General features: G+C 67.0%; 16 protein-coding genes. 3 read left to right on the plus strand and 13 right to left on the minus strand.

The window, feature by feature from the left end:
• Positions 1–272 precede the first annotated feature (272 nt).
• Complete coding sequence (locus tag DAT35_RS05740) at positions 273–836, minus strand: imm11 family protein (RefSeq protein ID WP_199242819.1); 564 nt, start codon at positions 834–836, stop codon at positions 273–275.
• 15 nt (positions 837–851) lie between these two features.
• Entirely contained in the window at positions 852–2,153 is a 1,302-nt protein-coding gene (locus DAT35_RS05745; RefSeq protein WP_108065882.1) for an AHH domain-containing protein, read from the minus strand.
• 175 nt (positions 2,154–2,328) lie between these two features.
• On the opposite strand from DAT35_RS05745, the gene DAT35_RS05750 reads away from it, so the two are divergent.
• A complete protein-coding gene (locus DAT35_RS05750; protein WP_108065883.1) occupies positions 2,329–4,710 on the plus strand; it encodes an FdhF/YdeP family oxidoreductase in 2,382 nt (793 codons plus the stop codon).
• Between the two features lie 3 nt (positions 4,711–4,713).
• Here the strand turns inward: DAT35_RS05750 and DAT35_RS05755 are convergent, their stop codons facing one another.
• Both DAT35_RS05755 and DAT35_RS05760 read right to left on the minus strand, forming a co-directional pair.
• A complete protein-coding gene (locus DAT35_RS05755) occupies positions 4,714–5,469 on the minus strand; it encodes a PP2C family serine/threonine-protein phosphatase (protein ID WP_158501567.1) in 756 nt (251 codons plus the stop codon).
• Positions 5,470–5,615: 146 nt separating this feature from the next.
• Positions 5,616–7,328: a dipeptidase gene (locus DAT35_RS05760; protein ID WP_108065885.1), complete on the minus strand. Its 1,713-nt coding sequence runs from the start codon at positions 7,326–7,328 to the stop codon at positions 5,616–5,618.
• Positions 7,329–7,467: 139 nt separating this feature from the next.
• Here DAT35_RS05760 and ligA point away from each other — a divergent pair, with 139 nt between their 5' ends.
• Positions 7,468–9,546 (plus strand): NAD-dependent DNA ligase LigA, encoded by a 2,079-nt coding sequence (gene ligA / locus DAT35_RS05765; RefSeq protein ID WP_108065886.1) that lies wholly within the window; start codon positions 7,468–7,470, stop codon positions 9,544–9,546.
• Between the two features lie 33 nt (positions 9,547–9,579).
• On the opposite strand, the gene DAT35_RS05770 is transcribed toward ligA, so the two are convergent.
• Positions 9,580–10,041 carry a hypothetical protein gene (locus DAT35_RS05770; protein ID WP_108065887.1) on the minus strand — a complete coding sequence of 154 codons (462 nt, stop codon included), beginning with the start codon at positions 10,039–10,041 and terminating at the stop codon, positions 9,580–9,582.
• Positions 10,042–10,141: 100 nt separating this feature from the next.
• Entirely contained in the window at positions 10,142–10,486 is a 345-nt protein-coding gene (locus DAT35_RS59820; RefSeq protein ID WP_199242820.1) for a hypothetical protein, read from the minus strand.
• 226 nt (positions 10,487–10,712) lie between these two features.
• On the opposite strand from DAT35_RS59820, the gene DAT35_RS05780 reads away from it, so the two are divergent.
• Positions 10,713–12,344, plus strand: coding sequence for a fumarate hydratase (locus tag DAT35_RS05780; RefSeq protein ID WP_108066416.1), 1,632 nt, complete (start codon positions 10,713–10,715; stop codon positions 12,342–12,344).
• Between the two features lie 51 nt (positions 12,345–12,395).
• On the opposite strand, the gene DAT35_RS05785 is transcribed toward DAT35_RS05780, so the two are convergent.
• The 7 genes from DAT35_RS05785 to DAT35_RS60515 all read right to left on the minus strand — a co-directional run bounded on the left by DAT35_RS05785 (position 12,396) and on the right by DAT35_RS60515 (position 19,172).
• Positions 12,396–12,791, minus strand: coding sequence for a hypothetical protein (locus tag DAT35_RS05785; protein WP_108065888.1), 396 nt, complete (start codon positions 12,789–12,791; stop codon positions 12,396–12,398).
• Between the two features lie 146 nt (positions 12,792–12,937).
• Positions 12,938–14,827, minus strand: a complete 1,890-nt coding sequence (locus DAT35_RS05790; RefSeq protein ID WP_108065889.1) for a M4 family metallopeptidase — start codon at positions 14,825–14,827, stop codon at positions 12,938–12,940.
• Between the two features lie 509 nt (positions 14,828–15,336).
• Positions 15,337–15,747: a helix-turn-helix transcriptional regulator gene (locus DAT35_RS05795; RefSeq protein ID WP_108065890.1), complete on the minus strand. Its 411-nt coding sequence runs from the start codon at positions 15,745–15,747 to the stop codon at positions 15,337–15,339.
• Positions 15,744–16,838 (minus strand): protein kinase, encoded by a 1,095-nt coding sequence (locus DAT35_RS05800; RefSeq protein ID WP_158501568.1) that lies wholly within the window; start codon positions 16,836–16,838, stop codon positions 15,744–15,746. Before DAT35_RS05800 ends, DAT35_RS05795 begins: the two co-directional genes overlap by 4 nt.
• A gap of 617 nt (positions 16,839–17,455) precedes the next feature.
• On the minus strand, positions 17,456–17,620 hold the full coding sequence (locus DAT35_RS58790; protein WP_158501569.1) for a hypothetical protein: 165 nt from the start codon (positions 17,618–17,620) through the stop codon (positions 17,456–17,458).
• Positions 17,621–17,634: 14 nt separating this feature from the next.
• Positions 17,635–18,483, minus strand: coding sequence for a hypothetical protein (locus DAT35_RS60510; protein ID WP_233261318.1), 849 nt, complete (start codon positions 18,481–18,483; stop codon positions 17,635–17,637).
• A complete protein-coding gene (locus tag DAT35_RS60515) occupies positions 18,480–19,172 on the minus strand; it encodes a hypothetical protein (RefSeq protein ID WP_233261319.1) in 693 nt (230 codons plus the stop codon). The genes DAT35_RS60510 and DAT35_RS60515 overlap by 4 nt, the downstream gene beginning before the upstream one ends.
• Positions 19,173–19,306 lie beyond the last annotated feature (134 nt).

Here is a 19,306-nt window from a genome sequence, read left to right on the forward strand (position 1 = left end):
CCCTCCATGAGTCCTATGTCTTCGTGGCCAGTCGGTGAAGCCGTGATCCGGGAGTGCATACCTCGTCCGCGAGATTCTTCAGGGCCTCCTGGAGACTGCTTTTACATTGCGACACCGTCCGGCATCTGCGAAAGCAGGAGGGACGGAGCACGACGCGCGGCCCATGCTGGCTACCATGGACTCGAAGCAGGCGCACAGATCCCAGTCGAGCTTGTGAAGTTGCGAGGGGGTCATCTCAATAGCGGGTCCCCGAGGCCCGTCGACCCCTCTCTTCACACTTCAATGAAGCGCGTGCCGGTGATGCCTTCCGCCTCCATGGCCTGCTTGATGTCCTCCGAGATGACAAGAGCCACTGTCCACCCCCAGGTGCGGAAGATACGGGCATCGCCCACCTTCGATGGATCGATGCGCATGCCCGAGACCACCCGATACTCCCCCATCTTCTCCGGTTGCTCGTCCTTGGGCTCCCAATACTCCGCCCGTCTGCTCCTGGCATCATCGATACACCGGATGATGCGCAGCGCGTTGAGGATGAAGTAGGGCCCTTGATGCCCTTCGACCTGGACAGGAATGAATTGTACATCCTGGACACCCAGCCGCTCGAAGAGTTGGACGACTCGCCCATGGACTACGGGAATGGCGAAGGCAGCCCAGCAATAGTCTAGAGAGTGTCCAGGGATGTCAGACAAGAACCGCGGAACGCATTCCAACTCGAGGAGCTTGCCCTTGAAGAATTGCCAGGGATCAACCTCTTGCCCATCCACATCCACGGGACTGCCCAGATGCCAGCGCCCAGGGTAGCGCCTGTCGTCCGCCAACTCGAAATACTTAGGCATACATCCGCTCCAGCATCAATCTTGAGACTTTGTCACCAACCGGTGAAGTTGCGACCCGGGGGTGCATGTTTCCTCCGCCAGCCTCTTGAGTGCCGCTATCAGCTTGGATCTACATTCAGCAACGGTTTTGCAGTCTGAAACTACCGCTCGGAGTATCCTGAAAACTTCATCATGGTACTCCTCGGGGTGGGGACCTTTGTGGCCTTTGAGGTAGACGAGGTTCTCCTTTGCATCCAGGCTCATCCCCGCCTTCGCGAAGATTGCCTCGAACAATGGCGTCCACGGGCCACCGTATCGATCAGAGAGCTCATTCTTGTTGGTGGCGAGGTGGTGCCACTGATGGCCCTCCTTGCTCTCGGTGCCATCGGTGCAGGCACTGCCCACCGCCGAAGCCGCCGCGCCCGCCGCCACTCCTGTCACGATGACGCTACCGTCGGCCGCCATCTGCACCGTCGTCGCGCCGCCCATCGACATCCCTCCGGGCAACGCGAACCGGGGTCCCTCCAACAACGCCCCGAGCCCTCCCTTGGGCACCTGCGGCAGCCCCTTCGCCACTCCCATGCTGGCCACCATCACCAGCACCCTCAGCCCCGCCCCTCCCACCGCCCTGCCGAAACGCTCCGCCACCGCCTCCAACTCCTCCACCGTCCTCGCCGCCCGCGCCTCCTGGTACAGCCTCGCGCACGCCCGTGCGAACTGATTGAGCTCCAGCACCCCCACCACCAGCGCCAGTCTCAACGTCAACGCCGTCACGAATGCCTTGCTGAAAATTGGCTCGGGCAACAGCCACGCCGAGAAATACACCAGCACTGACAACGCCACGCTCGTCAGGAACACGGGCGAGCGGAACATCTCCCGGGCCGCGTCCCGGACTCCCGCTCCCATGTAGCGGGGGGACAGTTTCAGCGCCAGGAAGACGGGGCTCTTCTCCAGTGACCCGGGCAGCGGCACCTCGGGCTCGCCGTAGCGGGCCACAAATTCCTCCCTCAGCCGCTGCTCCCACTCCTCGGGCTCCGCTCTCGTCGACGTCCTCACGACCCGGAAGCGGCGCCCCTCCTCTCGCGGAATGCTCTCGAGGAAGGCCCTGAGCAACGCCCGCGCCTCTTCCACCCGCAACTGCTCCAGGCCCGGATCAGGCGCCACCGGCTCGAAGGAGAGCCTCAGCGCCCCTCCAGGCAACTCACTCACCCCCACCGTCTTCGGCTCCGGCCGCGGGCGCACCTCCTCGTCGAGTGCGACTCGGGACGTACTGCACGAGGAAAGCACCACAAGGCACAGGGCCAGGACCAGGCGTGACAACCAGAGTGTTCTCGTCATGTCTCCTACCGTTGTCGGGTGGACTGGAGGGGGCGAGGCGGCGAGCGGCATCCAGGCCGCTCCGTCCTATTCCACCCCACGGCACGACCTCAACGACGACGCTCCCGCGCCCGAGAGGTAGACTCCTGCGGCCCGGCAGCCGCGGCCCCCTCCGCACCCGGGCCAGGAGGAAGTCATGGCGGAAGCAATGCGGCAGGAGCAGGCGGAGGCGGAGTCGGGCAAGGACGCTCCCGCCCGGTCCGACTCGCTCCCGAGCGCCCAGCCCCCCACCACGCCCGAGCCCCTGCGCATCGGCTCGCCCGCGACGTCCGCGGGGGGCGTGGCGGCGGTGGTGTCCGCGATGAAGCACGCCTGGGGCGAGATGGGGCCAGTGCGCGGCTCCCGGACGCTGTTGCAGGTGAACCAGAAGCACGGCTTCGACTGCCCGGGCTGCGCGTGGCCAGATCCCAAGCACCGCTCGGCCTTCGAGTTCTGCGAGAACGGCGCGAAGGCGGTGGCGGAGGAGGCCACCACGGCGCGCGTGACGCCGGACTTCTTCCGCCAGTGGAGCCTGATGGACCTGGCCGCGCAGACGGATCACTGGCTGGGCAAGCAGGGCCGGCTCACCCACCCCATGGTGCTGCGCGAGGGCGCCACGCACTACGCCACCCTCTCCTGGGACGAGGCCTTCACGCTCATCGCCCAGGAGCTGAACGCGCTCGGCTCGCCGGACGAGGCGTGCTTCTACACCTCGGGGCGCACGAGCAACGAGGCGGCCTTCCTCTACCAACTGTTCGTGCGGCAGTTCGGCACCAACAACCTGCCGGACTGCTCGAACATGTGCCACGAGTCGAGCGGCACCGCGCTGATGGAGACCATCGGCATCGGCAAGGGCACGGTGACGCTGGAGGACTTCGAGAAGGCCCAGCTCATCGTCGTCATCGGGCAGAACCCGGGCACCAACCACCCGCGCATGCTCACGGCGCTCGAGGCGGCGAAGCGCCAGGGCTGCCGCATCGTCAGCATCAACCCGCTGCCAGAGCCGGGCCTCCAGCGCTTCAAGCACCCCCAGGCGTTGCGCGGCGTCCTCGGCTCGGGCACGCCGCTGGCGGACCTGTTCCTCCAGGTGCGCATCAACGGCGACGTGGCGCTGCTCCAGGGGCTGGGCAAGGCGCTGCTGGAGCGCGAGGCGAAGCACCCGGGCACGGTGGTGGCCCGGGACTTCGTGGAAGGCAAGACGCTCGACTTCGAGGCCTACGCGACGAACCTCGGCACCGTGTCCTGGGCGGACGTGGTGGAGCAGAGCGGCATCTCCCGCGAACAGATTGAAACCACCGCGGAGTGGCTTGCGGGCACCGACCGCATCATCTGGTGCTGGGCGATGGGGCTCACCCAGCACCGCAACGCGGTGGGCAACATCCAGGAGATCGTCAATCTGACGCTCTTGCGCGGGAGCATCGGCAAGCCCGGGGCGGGCGTGTGCCCGGTACGAGGCCACAGCAACGTGCAGGGCGACCGGACCATGGGCATCTGGGAGAAGCCCCGGCCAGCGTTCCTGGACGCACTCTCACGAGAGTTCAGCTTCGAGCCGCCGCGCCACCACGGACTGGACACGGTGGGCGCCATCCAGGCCATGCACGAGGGCCGGGTGAAGGTCTTCTTCGCCATGGGAGGCAATTTCCTGTCGGCGACGCCGGACACGGAGCGCACCGCCGAGGCGCTGCGCCGCACGCGGCTCACGGTGCACGTGTCCACCAAGCTGAACCGGGCGCACCTCGTCACCGGGAAGCGGGCGCTCATCCTGCCGTGCCTCGGCCGCACCGAGAGCGATGTGCAGGTGGGGGGGCCGCAGTTCGTCACGGTGGAGAACTCGATGGGCGTGGTGCATGCCTCGCGAGGCACCCTTCCCCCCGCGTCGGAGCACCTGCTCTGCGAGCCCGCCATCGTGGCGAGGCTGGCGCGGGCGGTGCTCGGCTCGCGCGTCGCGGTGCGGTGGGAGTGGCTGGTGGAGAACTACGACCGGATCCGCGACCTCATCTCGCGAGTGGTACCGGGCTTCGAGGACTTCAACCGGCGGGTCCGCGAGCCGGGTGGCTTCGTCCTTCCCAACGGGCCTCGCGAGGGCCGCTTCACCACGCAGAGCGGCAAGGGCCACTTCACGGTGCACGAGATGTCACGGCTGAAGCTCGAGCCGGGGCAGCTCCTGATGATGACGATCCGGACTCACGACCAGTACAACACCACGGTGTACGGGCTGGACGACCGCTACCGGGGCATCCGAAGCGGGCGGCGCGTGGTGATGCTCAACGCCGAGGACATGAAGGAGTTGGGCGTGCAGGCCGGGCAGGTGGTGGATCTCACCAGCCACTTCGAGGGCCAGCGGCGCGTGGCGCACAGGTTCGTGGTGGTGGCGTATGACATTCCGCACCGGTGCGCGGCCACCTACTTCCCCGAGGCCAACGTCCTGGTGCCGCTCGACAGCTTCGCGGAGAAGAGCCGCACGCCGACCTCCAAGTCGGTCATCATCAGCCTCGCGTTGTCGAAGGAATCGCCCGCCCTGCCCGCCTCCGTCTCCTGACGGTCAGCCGTTCCCGAGCACCCGGACCACCACGCCCGTGATGTTGTCGGTGCCTCCACGGTTGTAGGCCTCGGCGACGAGCCGCTCGGCCATCTCCTGGGCCGAGCCGCCCTGCGCCAACAAGCGGACCATCAGGTCCGGAGGCACCGGCTCGTACAGGCCATCGCTGGCGAGGACCAGCACGTCCCCCGGCTGCACGGGCAGGCGGTTGCACTCGGCGTCGACGCTGGCCTCCATGCCCACGGCCCCCGTCAGTGAATTGCGGTGCATCACGGCGAAGGGGTTGGTCGTATCGAGCCCCGCCTCTTCCATCTCCGCCAGCACCGTGTGGTCCCGCGTGAGCCGCTGAAACACCCCGCCGCGCACCAGGAACGTGCGGCTGTCGCCGAGGTTGCACACCACCGCCTCTCCGTCCCCCAGCAACAGCGCGGTGATCGTCGAAGCCATCATGGACAGCCTGCCGCTCTGCTGTGCGCGGACGGCCCGGTGGGCCTGGTTCACTGCCTGGATGATGAGGCGCTCGGGCCCCCCGTCCGGCGCGTCTGGTACCGGAGAGGCAGGCTGCGGCTGGGCCACCTGGGAGGTCAGGAAATCAGCCACCGTGCTCAGCACGAGCTGACTGGCGACCTCACCGCCCTCATGCCCGCCCAAGCCATCCGCGACCGCGAAGAGGCCCAGCTCCGGCCGCTGGCAGAAGGAGTCCTCGTTGTTCGGACGGCGGCCCACGTGGGTGGCCGCCCCGCTGTCGGTTCGTGCCATGGCGCGCCCGGGAGATATCGAAGGAAAGATGCGCATCCCTCCGCGCGAGTCTCGACCGACGTGGCCACCGGGCCAAGGAGATAACGCCTCCCCGGCCTCCTGCCCCCCAGGCGCGGAGCCTCTCCGCACCCGGGGACTTCATGGCCTCACGGCGCCGGGGCGACCGTGGGCTTCTGCTCGGGCTTCTGTGCCGGCTTCACCTCGGCGGGCTTCGGCTCCGGCTTCGCCTCGGCGGGCTTCGGCTCGGCGGGCATGGCCAGGCGCGGACCATTGTCCTGGACGATGTGCCGGTACCAGGAGTCCGGGTACTTGGGATGGTTCACCTTGCCCATCTCGTCGCGCACGTTGCCGTCGATGTACTTCACGAGCAGCTGCTCGCCCAGCTTGCGCCAACGGCCGTGGACCTTGTCTCCCTGCTGCGCCGAGTACTCGGTGAGGTAGGTGCGCGCCTGCTCGGGCGAGCTCTTGTACAGCTCGAGCGCGGCCTTCTCGATGTCGGCCTGGTCGGCGAGGAACTGGCCTTCCAGCTCGCCCTGCGTCTTCTGGACGTCGACGATCATGTCGCTCCAGCGCGAGTACGCCTGGTTGGACACCCAGTTGAACACCCAGAAGGACGAGTCCCAGGAGAACTGGCCGCGGCTGGCCACGCCCTGGGCGAAGTTCTTCGGCGCGTGACGGATGCCCGCGTACATGGGCGTGTAGACGGTGGTGAACGTGTCATCCACGCCGAACCAGAGCAGCCCGCCGATGGGGTCCGGCATCCCGGAGCGCATCTGCGCCACGAAGGAGAAGCCCGTCTGCTGCGTGGAGATGGCGCGCTCGTGGACGTACTTCTTGCCATCCACCTCCCAGGTCATCGGGCGCCAGCGGTAGGGCACGGCATAGGGCCCGGCGCCCACGTCCTTGGACATGTCCAGCGGCGTGCCCTCGAAGTGGTCGCGCATCAGCCCCATCACGTCCTGCACGGCCAGCTTCTTGTCTGGCTTTACCCACAGGGGCAGGCGCTTGTTGGGAGAAGAGCCATCCGCGTACTCCACGCCGAGCCCGAGCGACGGTGCCGCGCGGCGGAAGATGCTCCACACGCGGCCCTCGGCGAAGCGCATGCCCTCGAAGTCGAGCGGGTGGTAGGTGTCGGCGAAGCTGAAGTCCTTGTCCGCCCCGGTAAACCAGCCCTTCTCACGCGCGAAGGAGATGACGTCCTTGGCGTAGAGGGCGTTCTCCGCGTCGTTGAGCGGGAACTGGCGGATGCGCGACTGGTTGGCGTGCGCGGAGATGTACCCATCGGGCAGCTTGCGGGCCACCCACACCGCGCCCTTCTGCCCCGTCCCCTTGCCGATCATCTCGAGGATCCACGCCTCCTTGGGGTCGGCGATGGAGAAGGACTCGCCGGTGGAGGCATAGCCATACTCGGTGACCAGGTCGGTCATGACCTTGATGGCCTCGCGAGCGGTCTTCGCGCGCTCCAGGGCGATGTAGATGAGCGAGCCGTAGTCGACGATGCCGGCGGGGCCCTCCAACTCCTTGCGTCCGGTGAAGGTGGACTCGCTGATGGAGAGCTGGTGCTCGTTCATGTTGCCCACCACCGAGTACGTGATGGGGGCTTCCTTGATGCGGCCGAGGAACTTGCCCGTGTCCCACTCGATGATGTCGCGCTGGGCGCCGGGCGGGTTGCGGCGGGCGGGGGTGTAGTACAGCTCGCCGTACAGCTCGTGTGAGTCCGCGGCGTAGGTGATGAGGGTGGAGCCGTCGGAGGTGGCGCCCTTGGAGACCAGCATGCTGGTACAGGCGAGCGCGGCGGGAGCGACCAGTCCCGCCGAGACGGCCAGGGCCGGGAGGAACTTCGAAAGGGGTCGGGTCATGGCGGCGGATGCTACCAGGGCCATTCCGGATGCACCCTTTTCGATTGCCGCTCCGTTGCCGCCCAGCGGGCAGGCAGGCGAGCGGCAGGTGCCTGGCGCGAGGCCACGGCCTTAGCTTGAGGGAAGGTCGGGTAGGCACATGCAACCTGGGCTTCCCACGGAGACACACCCCCTGCGGGGCGACGAGCGGCGGCGCGAGGTGGCCCAGCGCCGGGTCGAGGAGTTGCGCGATCTCATCAACACCCATGACTACCGCTACTACGTGCTCGACAGCCCCGAGGTGACGGACGCCGAGTATGACGCGCTGGTCCGTGAGCTGCGCGGACTGGAGACGGAGTTCCCCGAGCTCGTCATCCCGGACAGCCCCACCCAGCGTGTGGGCGGCAGACCGAGCGTGCTGTTCGCCCCGGTCCCCCACCAGGTGCCGATGCTCTCACTGGACAATGCCTTCTCCGCCGAGGAGCTCGCCGCCTGGGCCTCGCGCGTGGAGCGGCGCGTCAGGAGCTCGCCGGAATGCGTCTGCGAGCTGAAGATCGACGGCCTGGCCGTCTCCATCACCTACGAGAACGGCGTCCTGGTGCAGGCGGCGACCCGGGGAGATGGACAGGTGGGCGAGGACATCACCGCCAACGTCCGCACGCTGCGCTCGGTGCCCATGCGTCTGCGCGGCAAGGAGCTTCCCCGCGTGCTCGAGGTCCGGGGTGAAATCTATCTGCCCGTGAAGGCCTTCGAGCGCCTCAACCAGGAGCTGACGCAGCGCGGTGAGCGGCCCTTCGCCAACCCGCGCAACGCCGCGGCGGGGAGCCTCCGGCAGAAGAATCCGGCGGTGACGGCCTCGAGGCCGCTGCGGCTGTGGTGCTACGGGCTGGGATTCGCCGAGGGCGTCACGTTCTCGAGACACTCCGAGTCACTCGACTACCTCAAGCGCCTGGAGCTGCCGGTGAATCCGGCGGTGAAGCAGGTGCGTACGCTGAAACAAGCGCAGTCCTTCTGCGCGCACTGGCAGGAGCACCGCCACGACGTGGACTATGAAATCGACGGCGTGGTGGTGAAGGTAGACGCGCTCGAGTTGCAACGGGAGCTCGGGGAGACGAGCAGGGCGCCGCGCTGGGCCATCGCCTTCAAGTTCCCACCGGAGGAGCGGACCACCCGGGTGAAGGACATCGCGGTGAACACGGGCCGCACGGGCAGGGTGACGCCCTTCGCCGTGCTGGAGCCGGTGCGGGTCAGCGGCGCCACGGTGACGTACGCCACCCTTCACAACGAGGAGGAGGTGCACCGACGGGACGTGCGCGAGGGAGACACCGTCATCGTCCGGCGCGCCGGCGACGTCATCCCCGAGGTGGTGGGCCCCGTGCTCTCCAAGCGCCCGCCGGACACGCGCCCCTGGCGCTTCCCGAAGAAGTGTCCCTCGTGCGGCACGAAGCTCGTGCGCGAGGAGGGAGAGGCCGACTGGCGCTGTCCGAACCGGGTGGGCTGCCCCTCCCAGGCCATCGAGTGGCTCTTCCACTTCGCCTCGCGCGGCGCGATGGACATCGAGCATCTCGGGTACATCACCGGCACCCAACTGCTGGAGCGGGGCCAGGTGAAGGACCCGGCGGACGTCTTCTTCCTCACCGCGGAGGAGCTCGGGCAGCTCCCCAACTTCGGGGAGAAGTCCGTCCACAACCTGCTGTCCGCCATCGAGGCCGCACGGCACCGGCCCCTCTGGCGGCTGCTCGTGGGCCTCAACATCCGGCACGTGGGGCCGTTCGCCGCCCGGCTGCTGACCCAGGCCTTCCCATCGATGGATGCGCTGCGTCAGGCCTCGCTCGACGAGCTCCAGGGGGTGCAGGGGGTCGGGCCGCGCATCGCGCAGAGCCTCCACACCTGGCTCCAGCAGCCGGAGAACGTGCGGCTCATCGAGAAGCTGAGGCGCGCGGGCGTGCAGCTCCGGGAGGAAGCCCCGGCGCGACGGCCCACCACCAGAGGCCGCCTGTCCGGAAGGACCGTGGTCATCACGGGCGAGCTGGAGTCGATGAGCCGTGAGGAGGCCACGCACGCGGCCGAGGCCGCCGGGGCCCGCGTCACCTCCAGCGTGTCGAAGAGCACCTCCTTCGTGGTCGTCGGGAAGGACCCGGGCGCAACCAAGTACGACAAGGCCCGGGCACTCGGCATCGAGACCGTGGATGAGCGGGAGTTCCTCCGCCGTCTGGGCGAACGGCCCACCGTGCACTGAGCCCATGCCCGGGAAGCCCGCTTCGGGGGCGGCTCAGCCCGTGACTCGCTTCGCGAACAGCCCGAAGTGCGTCCGGACACGCTGGGCATCCAGCGCGAATCCCGCGCTCGCCAGGCGCTCCGCACACCAGCTCGCGGCCTCGGGCAGGGAACGGGCGGCATGGTACGGCATGTGAGCCTGGGAGAACTGGAGGACGATGCTCAGCGTCAGCCGCACGACGGGCGAGGTGATGATGAGGGCGCTGCCGAGCGAGAACTCCTTCATGGGCCCCGCGCGCTCCTTGAGCCAGTTGATCTGCCGCTGGCGCTGCTCGTTCGTCAGCACCCGGAAGCTCACCGTGTCGTAGATGAGCGTGTGCTTCTGCTTCCGCTCCAGGTAGGCCCCCCGCTTCGAGAGGTACTCCTCGAACTGCTGATTCGTCGGCGTGCCCGAGAACCTCACGACGAGCAGCGGCCACAACGAGTCATCGAAGGTGATGTGGCTGGTGGGCTCCATGCCTTACAGCCTGAAGTCGAAAACCCAGACAATCAAGAGGAACCTGATCATTCCACTGGGAGTAGATCGGCCCCCCGTGTCCCAGGCTTCGGCCCGTGGCTCACTTGCGCGGGGTGCGCAGGATGTCCTCCAGCCGCACGGAGTTGAACGCGGCCGAGTGGATTTCGGAGATGCTCCAGTCCTCCAGCGCCTCGGTGTCGATGAGCACCTGGGGCTTGGGCAGGAAGGCCTGGAAGCAGTCCTCGAGCCCCAGCTCCGCCGCGACTCGTCGGGCCTGCTCGGCGCCGTGGCGGCTCCACAGGTACAGGCCCGCCCCCTTCCGAGCGAGCTCGCGCACCCGGGCCACCAGCCGCTCGCGGGGGAGGGGCGCGCCGGCGGTACCGGACACCAGCGTGTCCTCGGCGTCGAGGTAGATGGCAGTGCAGGGAACGGCGGGGGTGCTCATGGCCGCGACACGATGGCACCACCGCGGACGCTGTCCAGCGCACCACCCCCGGCCGCTCCCAGGGCATCCGGGCGGCTCCCTCCACAATCGCTCGTTGCTCGCATGAGGTCAGGTTGTCGGCGTGTTTCCGGGAAGCTCCCCCGAGGGGAAGCTCCCTGCTGACAATCGGGGACTGGAGACCCAGACTCCCCCGTCCAGGTCCAGCCCACCGTTGGAGAAGGCCACGATGAACGACTTCCAGTTCCAGGACATGCTGCCGCTCGGCAAGGACGAGACGCCCTACCGGCTGCTCACGAAGGATTACGTCTCCACCTTCGAGGCCAACGGGAAGACCTTCCTCCAGGTCGCTCCCGAGGCGCTCACGCTCCTGACCCGCGAGGCCATGCGGGACATCTCGCACCTGCTGCGGCCCGGCCACCTGGGCCAGCTCGCCCGAATCCTCGAGGACCCCGAGGCCTCGGCCAACGACCGCTTCGTGGCGCTGGAGCTGCTCAAGAACGCCAACATCGCCGCGGGCGGCGTGCTGCCCTCCTGCCAGGACACCGGCACCGCCATCGTGATGGGCAAGAAGGGCCAGTATGTGATTACGGGCGGCGGAGACGAGGCGGCCATCTCGCGCGGCGTGTTCGACACGTACCGCACCGCCAACCTGCGCTATTCGCAGATGGCGCCGCTCGACATGTACAAAGAGGTCAACACCAACAACAACCTCCCGGCGCAGATCGAGCTCTACGCGACCGACGGCGACGCCTACAAGTTCCTCTTCATGGCCAAGGGAGGCGGCTCGGCCAACAAGAGCTACCTCTTCCAGGAGACGAAGGCGGTGCTCAACCCGCAGAGCCTCCTGAGCTTCCTCGAGTCCAAAATCCGCTCGCTGGGCACCGCGGCCTGCCCGCCGTACCACCTGGCCATCGTGGTGGGTGGCACCTCCGCCGAGTACGCGCTGAAGGTGGCCAAGTACGCCTCGGCCCGCTACCTGGACACGCTGCCCACCGAGGGCAACTCGCTCGGCCGGGGCTTCCGCGACGTGGGGCTGGAGCAGGAGGTGCTCAAGCTCACCCAGCGCACCGGCATCGGCGCCCAGTTCGGCGGCAAGTACTTCTGCCATGACGTGCGCGTCATCCGCCTGCCCCGCCACGGCGCCTCGTGCCCGGTGGCCATCGCCGTGTCCTGCTCGGCGGACCGCCAGGCGCTCGGAAAAATCACGAAGGACGGCGTCTTCCTGGAGCAGCTCGAGACCGACCCGGCGAAGTACCTGCCGGAAACGCAGGACTCGGCGCTGTCCGGCGAGGTGGTGAAGATCGACCTGAACCGCCCCATGGCGGACATCCGCGCCGAGCTGTCGCGCTACCCCATCAAGACGCGCCTGTCGCTCACGGGCCCCATGGTGGTGGCGCGCGACATCGCCCACGCCAAGCTCAAGGAGCGTCTGGACCGCGGCGAGGGCATGCCGCAGTACATGAAGGACTACATGGTCTACTACGCGGGCCCGGCGAAGACGCCCGAGGGGTACGCCTCGGGCTCGTTCGGTCCGACGACGGCGGGCCGCATGGACGCGTACGTGGACCAGTTCCAGGCGCAGGGCGGCAGCTACGTGATGCTGGCCAAGGGCAACCGCTCGCCGGCCGTCACCGAGGCCTGCAAGAAGCACGGCGGCTTCTACCTGGGCTCCATCGGCGGCCCGGCGGCCCGGCTCGCCAAGGACTGCATCAAGAAGGTGGAAGTGCTCGAGTACCCCGAGCTGGGCATGGAGGCCATCTGGAAGATCGACGTGGTGGACTTCCCGGCCTTCATCGTCGTGGATGACAAGGGCAACGACTTCTTCGCGGACATCAACAAGCCCTCGAAGAAGGCCTGAGCGCCCCGTTCCACGCGGGAGGCCCGGTGGCTCCGAGCCTCCCCCGCACGCTCAGTGCTTGAGCCCCGCCACGTGCGTGGTGGTGGGCAGGTTCTCCAGCCCATGGGCGAGCTGGAAGGTGTAGCGCACGCGGGGCGCCGACTTGAGGCCCCCGAGCACCTTGAAGAGGAAGTAGCCGCGCTCCACGTTGTCCGGGTCCGGCGTCACCTGCACCTGAAGCAGATCCGTGGTGTCGAGCACCATCTCTCCCACCAGCCGCTTGCCCAGGATGAGCTGCACCACGGGCGTGCCGTTCTCCTCCGCGAAGAGGACCCAGTGGAGCGCCTCGGCATCGTAGAGCCAGGTCTCCTCCGTGCCGACGCTGAGGATGCAGTTGGTGTGGTCCAGGACCCAGTCCCAGAAGCGGTCGAAGGGGAGCGTGGCTCCCATCTCGGTCTCAATCGCCATACCCCCTCACATAGCGCAGGTCGGGGGTCCGTGGGGAACTGCCCCGGCGTCCTACGCGATGCGGTGGCCCTGAAAGACGAGACCCCCGGGAGGCAGAAGCCTCCCAGGGGTCCGTTCAGCTCAACCTGTCTTCAACGTGCTCGGGACTAGTACGTGCCCTTGAGCGAGACGCCGGAGTAGGTGCTGTAGGCGTTCAGCATCACGTAGATACGGGTGGCCGCGGTCTTGGCGGCGATGCTGCACGACTCGGTGTTGCCGGACACGTAGGGACGGCAGTCGTACGAGGACGAGGTCGGCACCGCGCCCGCCTTCACGTACAGGTCCGCGTCACCCGTGCCGCCGCTGATGGCGAACGTGGACGCCTTGCTGGCCGGCACGTCCAGGTAGTAGTACGCCGCAGAACCCGTGGAGCCGGACAGGCCCGTCTTGGCCACGCCGTTGGTCAGCGCGGTGGCGACGATGGGCACGCCCACGCCGACCGCCTGCCAGGCCGCCGTCACCGCGGCCAGCTCCGCCGAGCCAGCGCCGTAGAGCGTCGTGGCGGCGCTCTCGGTGTAGGTCTTCGCCTGGGCGAAGGTGGTGCTGGGCGTCATCAGGTCCACGTTGGCCTTGTAGAAGATGGCGCCGGCCTTCTGCACGCCGATGCCCGTCACGCTCACGGTCGACTTGCTGCGCGGGTGCGTGCCGCCCTTGGAGAGCAGCGTGAAGGCCAGGTTGGCGATGCCCGAGCTGTAGTGCACGTCCTTGCTGCCAGCGCTGCTCGTCCAGAAGTCGAGCGAGGCGCCGTCCTTGGCGGGGTCGTACATGTAGCGGAGCGCGTCACCAGGGGTGGCCGGGGTCCAGATGTCGTCGCCGACCATGAACACCGCGTTGGTGGTGGCCCAGGTGCCCGAGGCGTAGCTCTCGCAGTAGGCGCCGAAGATGTCGCTCATCGCCTCGTTGAGGCCGCCGGACTCACCCGAGTAGGTGAGGTTGGACTCCTTCTCGGTCACGGCGTGGGTGAGCTCGTGCGTGGTCACGTCGGCGGACAGACCGAGCTGGGTGGAGTTCACGCCGTCGCCATCGCCGTACACCATCTGGGTGCCGTCCCAGTAGGCGTTCACGTAGTTGGTGCTGTAGTGCACCGTGCTGATGAGCGTGGCGCCCGCGTTGTCCAGCGAGTCGCGGCCGAAGTTGTTCTTGTAGCAGTCGTACGTGCCACCCAGCTTGAGGTAGTTCGTGTCGACGTGGTTGTCGCCCGTGGCGGCGCCGCCCTCGGAGCGCTTGAGCGTGCCCGGGGTGGTGGTGCCGTTGTTGGCGCTGTACACCTTGCGGTTGAGCGCGGTGTGGATCTTCGAGTTGCGCTCCAGCAGCGAGCCGTTCTGCGCGCTCACGTAGACCAGGTCGCGGATGGGAAGACCCTCACCCTCGCCCGTCACCGTCACCTCGTAGGCCAGCTTCAGCTTGCTGTCCTGAGAGGAGCGGATGTACACCAGACGCGACCCCTCGGAGGCGAGGTGGCGGCCCGTGGTGCCGTCCAGCGCGGCGACCACGGCGGCCTCGGCGGAGATGGTCGCCTTGGCGGGGGCAAGCTCACCATCGCGCGCCGTGCCGTTGGCGGCGGTGATGGTGCCGTTGGACGCCACGTGAACGATGAGCTCCTCGTTCACCACCGGCAGGCCGTTCTTCGTCTGGGCGTAGCGGATGTGGGTGACGCCCTGCTCGTCCACGCGCGAGCGCTTGGCCACGAGGTCGCTGGCCTGCAGGCGGAATACGGCGGCGATGCCCGGCAGCGCCTGGCTCAGGCCATCACGCCCGGCCGCGAGCCCCTGCACGGAGCTGGCGGTGCCGAGGTTGCCGGTGATCATGAAGGGAAGATCCTTCTCCGAGCCCGCGACCTGGGCGGAGGGCAGCGCCGCGAGCGCCGCCTGGATGTCGCCGAACGACTCGGCGGTGTCGATCTTCTGGGCCCCTTCGGGGAGTTGGGAGTTGTCGACCTCGCACGCGGCGAGGGGAAGCGCGAGCAGAGCAGCTGCAAGGAAACGCGTACGCATCACGGGGGGATACCTTCCTGTCCGGCCAACGGCGAGGTGCCGTGGGACGCCGAGCCATGGAGCAGGATTCAGGCCAAGCTGAAAAGCATTGAAATCCCTGCCTTCATGCCCCTTCCCCGTTTTGTCGTTGGAGCATGGATGTCACATGCGAGACGTCCCGGAATGTACTCCGGCTTTACACCCGGCTCGTCCAACCCGCTGATTTCCGTCGGATTCGCGATGCACTCGAGGGTGTCCTGTCTTGCGACAGCCCCCCCGGGGCCACTGTCTGAAATGACTCCAGGTCAGCTGTTTGAGCCTAGAGTGTTGGACCCGAAAGCGTTTGAGCCCGAATCATTACCTAGTATGAATTAAGAAATATGACTACGCAACATCCTGCCCCCTCCCAGGCGGCGGGAGCGGCGGCGGGAGCTGGTCCAGCAACCGCTCCAGCTCGAGGTGAGTGTTTCTCCTTGCGCGGCGGAGAAGAAGACCTGAACCACTTCACGGAGCCACCGGGGCTCGAGCACCTCTCACCTGGAGAGAGAGGAGCGCGAGGGCGGCCGCGCCGCGAACCGCTGGTTGCTCCGGGAGAACGCGTGGGCGACCTGCGCCACGGTCCTGAGCTGCTCGGGCGGAAGCCTTCGCAGGGTGCGGAGGAGCCGGCGCAGCGGAGGGGGCTCGCGCGGCCCGTGAGGAACGGAGGGCTTCGGCTCGGCGAGGCCCAGGACGGAATCCGAGGAGAGACCCAACGCCAGACAGAGCCGGCGGAGCGTGGGAACACTGGGAGACAACAGTCCGCGCTCGAGCCGCCCATACACCTCTGTCTGGATTCCGACGAGCTCGGCCACGTCCGCCTGGGTGAGTCCCGCGCGCCTCCGGGCGTCACGAGCGAGTCCTCCCAAGCTGGCGCGCAGCTCCCGTAGCACCTGGCCCTCGCTCATGAGGCCTCCTCCGCTCCCGGCAGGGCCCCCGGTTCCACGGTGCTGACGAGCGGCGCGTAGTGTTGACTCCGGTCGCGCAGGGCACGCATCTCCGCCACCGCTTCCTCCGGGCCGTAGTGCACCGGCTGGCCGTGGAGCCAGTCGCGCAGGTCATCCCGCATCCATGCGCCCCGCTGGTAGCGCCCGCCCGGGTCGAGCTGGAGGGCACGTCCCAGAATGGCCACCAGAGTGTCCGAGACCCCTCGCGCCGCCCGCCCCACCGCTTCCGGACCAAAGCCCTTGAGATGCCCGACCAACTCCTCGAGCGGCAGCCACGAGCTCCGCTCGGCCCGAAGGTCGCCACGAGCTCTCATGACCGCAGCGGGCACGTCGAACGGGTAGCGCCCCGTCAGCAATTCCAGCAGCACCATGCCCAGGGAGAAGAAGTCGCTCCGGAAGTCGAGCTGGCAATCCCTCACATACTCCGGAGCGGCATAGGCCAGCTCACCCCGGACGAGATTGGTCGTCGTCAGCCGCCGGCCCACCACGCGGGAAAACGTCACATCGAAGCCTGTCAGCTTCACCTCACCGCCCAGGCCCAGGCGGATGTTCTCCGGATGGACGCCGCGGTGGACGATACCGAGCCACTGGCCCTTCTCGTTCTGGAGGTGGTGGATGTAATCCAGCGCATCCGCCACCGCGGCCCCGACGAAACAAGCGAAGGCGGGCGACGGTGGCTGCCGCACGATGGCGGCGAACGAGAGCACGGATTGCAGGTCGAAGCCCGGGACGTACTCCGACACGACGAGGAGGACGTCCTCGTCCGAATGCACCAGCCAGACCCCTCCGACGTGGGGATGGCGCATGCGCACGGCGAGGCTCGCCCCATCCCAGGCCCGCTGCCGTAGAGGAGCATCCGGAGGGCCTTCCAGACAACGCACGAGGCAGAGCGCTCCGGCATGACCGCCCTCGAGGCATTGAGCGAGCAGCAGCGTCTCGACGGGCGCGGGCTCCTCCGGCATCGGCCTGCACAGGACGCGTTGCACTGTATAGGCCAGCTCTCCCACCAGGAAGGTGTCACCTGGAACCTTTCCTCTAAATACATACGGCACGGCCAGCCCCCAATCTGTGTCGAGGTGGAATCACGACGGGTTTGTTTGAGAGGACACGAGGGGCCAACGCCAGAAGCCGCCCTCGAATACGTGAGACATTACCCGAGACGCTCTCCGGAACGGAACGACCTGGAGAGTCACGAGGGGCTCCACGGGCGCCGCGCGTACTGTCAACGCGCTTTACAGCCAGGTGGTGGGCCCTGGCATTGCGCCAGGCGGGCGAGCACCGGGGGGAGCATGTTCGACATGAAGGAGCGTGGAAGCAGGACGAGGAGCACCTTGGGACTGGCGGGTTTTCTCCTGGTGCTCGTGGCGGCCCTCGGCGCCCAGACGGAGCCGCCCTCCTCCGCGCTCCCTGGACGTAAGCCGGACTCCAAGGAGCCCTGGGCGCGTGCAGCATCCCGCCAACCGCGTCTTCCTCAACACCGTCAGTCTCGCCGACATTGTGAAGGAGGGAACGTTGGGGGATCCCAAGCGTCTTTCAGCGCTCGTGAGGCTCTTGCGCCCGGACATCACCAATACCGGCGCCCTCATACCCGCTGAGGCTCGACTGCATGGATGAAGTACTCTCTCCCTCGCACCCGCTGCGCCAACCGGGAGGCCTCCCTACGGGAACGTCACTCCATCGAGCACCACGCCCCCCGGGCCTCGCTCTTCGTCGCCTCCAACTCCACGGTGATGCTCATGGACTCCCCCGGTGGGATGGGCTTCAGGGACCACACCGTCAGCTTCCACGGCTGTGACATGCGCACGCGGGCGCCGCGAACCTCACTCCGCATCATCGTGAACCGGGAGGCTACTCTTCCTCCCCATCATCCTCTTCCGCAACATCCCGGGCTGCCTCACGCTCGGCGGCCTTCTTCTTTATTTCTTCCCACTCCGTCAGGGTGGAAGCCACATGGTGAAGCGTGTGGCGCTTCAGCCTCTTGTGGTGCACAGCGAAGTAGTGCTCCCCGGCGATGGATACGAAGGTAAAGGGAGAGGCCGGGTGGCTTTCCAGCCATACCTCCGCTTCCGCGCGGGTCTTGAAGGATGGCGCCGTGGGAGGTATTCCCTCCGCAGCGAGCTCTCCTTCGAGGTAGGGCTCTATCAGGTAGCTGCGGCGCATGTAGCGAGCGTTGCTATCACGCCAATACACCATCTCGTAATACTCATCACCAATGAGTATATCCGCCGGGCTGGGTGGCTCTGCGCGGCCTTTCAGCCAAGCCTCCGCCTCCTCTCTCGTCGTGAAATGAGCAATGGCGATCGGAGCATACTCGAGGCGGTTTTCGATGTAGTCCTCGCAAGCATCGAGTTGTCCGGTGTCTGCGATGAAGTTGACCTGGCTGACGAGAACGCCCACGAGCTGCTTTTGCTCAGGCTCAGGTGTCTCGTCGAAAGCCTTCAGGAGAAGCTCCATGACCCTTCGCGAGAGCGAGTCCTGACGTGCATCGAGGGCGGTGCTCACGTAGGGGCGTGGCGCGGGAACGACTCCCTTGAGGTAGTCTTCAAACAGGTAGGCTTGGCCTGTCACGCTGATGAAATCCCTGTACTCGTTAACCCGAATCCAGAGCCGCTGTTCTTCTCTACCTTCGGATCGCGCTGCTTTCCACCGCGACCAAGCAAATTGTGCTGCGATTGCAAGGGGTTCATAGATGCTCACCGGATTGCCTCCGCGATGGAAGGGGCGGCGGGTAACCCCGGGGAGAGTTCCGCGACAAACACGAGCGGCATCAGGAGGAGAGAACCTCCGCCCGAGGCGGCGACCGCGGCAACGAAGGCGACTCCAGCGATGACAATAACAGTGCCCGCGAGAATCTCCTCGCGGTGAGACTTGATCCAATCAACTGCGGGCTCTATTGCATTGAACTCCGCAGCATATTCTTCGGCCCAACTGCCCCTTCCCTTATTGCACGTGACGGCCTGCTCCAGGCAACTCGTCGAACACCACCGCCACTTGGCTTCACGCCACGGCGTTGTCTTGACGTCATCATATACCAAGTGGCCGACCCTGAATGGCCTGCGGCTCGCGAGGCAGTCCTGCTCGCACTGCTTTCGCCGGCCTTCACAGTACGCCTCCAGTCCCGTCTCGGAGACGCGCACGATGCCTTGGTTCGAACTCATCGCGCGCAGGGCGTATTGGAACTTCGTCAGGTCGATGTCCTTGAGCGGCTTCCAGTCGTGCGTCACTTGCCCGTCCGGCATCTCCTGGATGAGAAGCGCGTACTTGGCCAAGTCGTGCGGGCCGGTGGGGCCCTGGGCCACAACCATAGGCCGGGTAGCACTACAGGAAACAAGGAGCAGGCTGAGGCTCGACGCCATGAGCTTCTGGGGGAACGTACTGGTGGTCATGTCAGGATTCTCGGTGTGGCGCACCGAGCACCCCCTCAAAGGGAGCGCATGGAGAGGGGAAGGGGCCAAGCCCCTGCTCTCCTTTCACATCACTCCCAGGCTGTCGAGGACCGAGTGCATGGACAGAGTGCTCG

This window comes from Vitiosangium sp. GDMCC 1.1324 (assembly GCF_003044305.1).
In the GTDB taxonomy this organism is placed as follows: Bacteria; Myxococcota; Myxococcia; order Myxococcales; family Myxococcaceae; genus Archangium.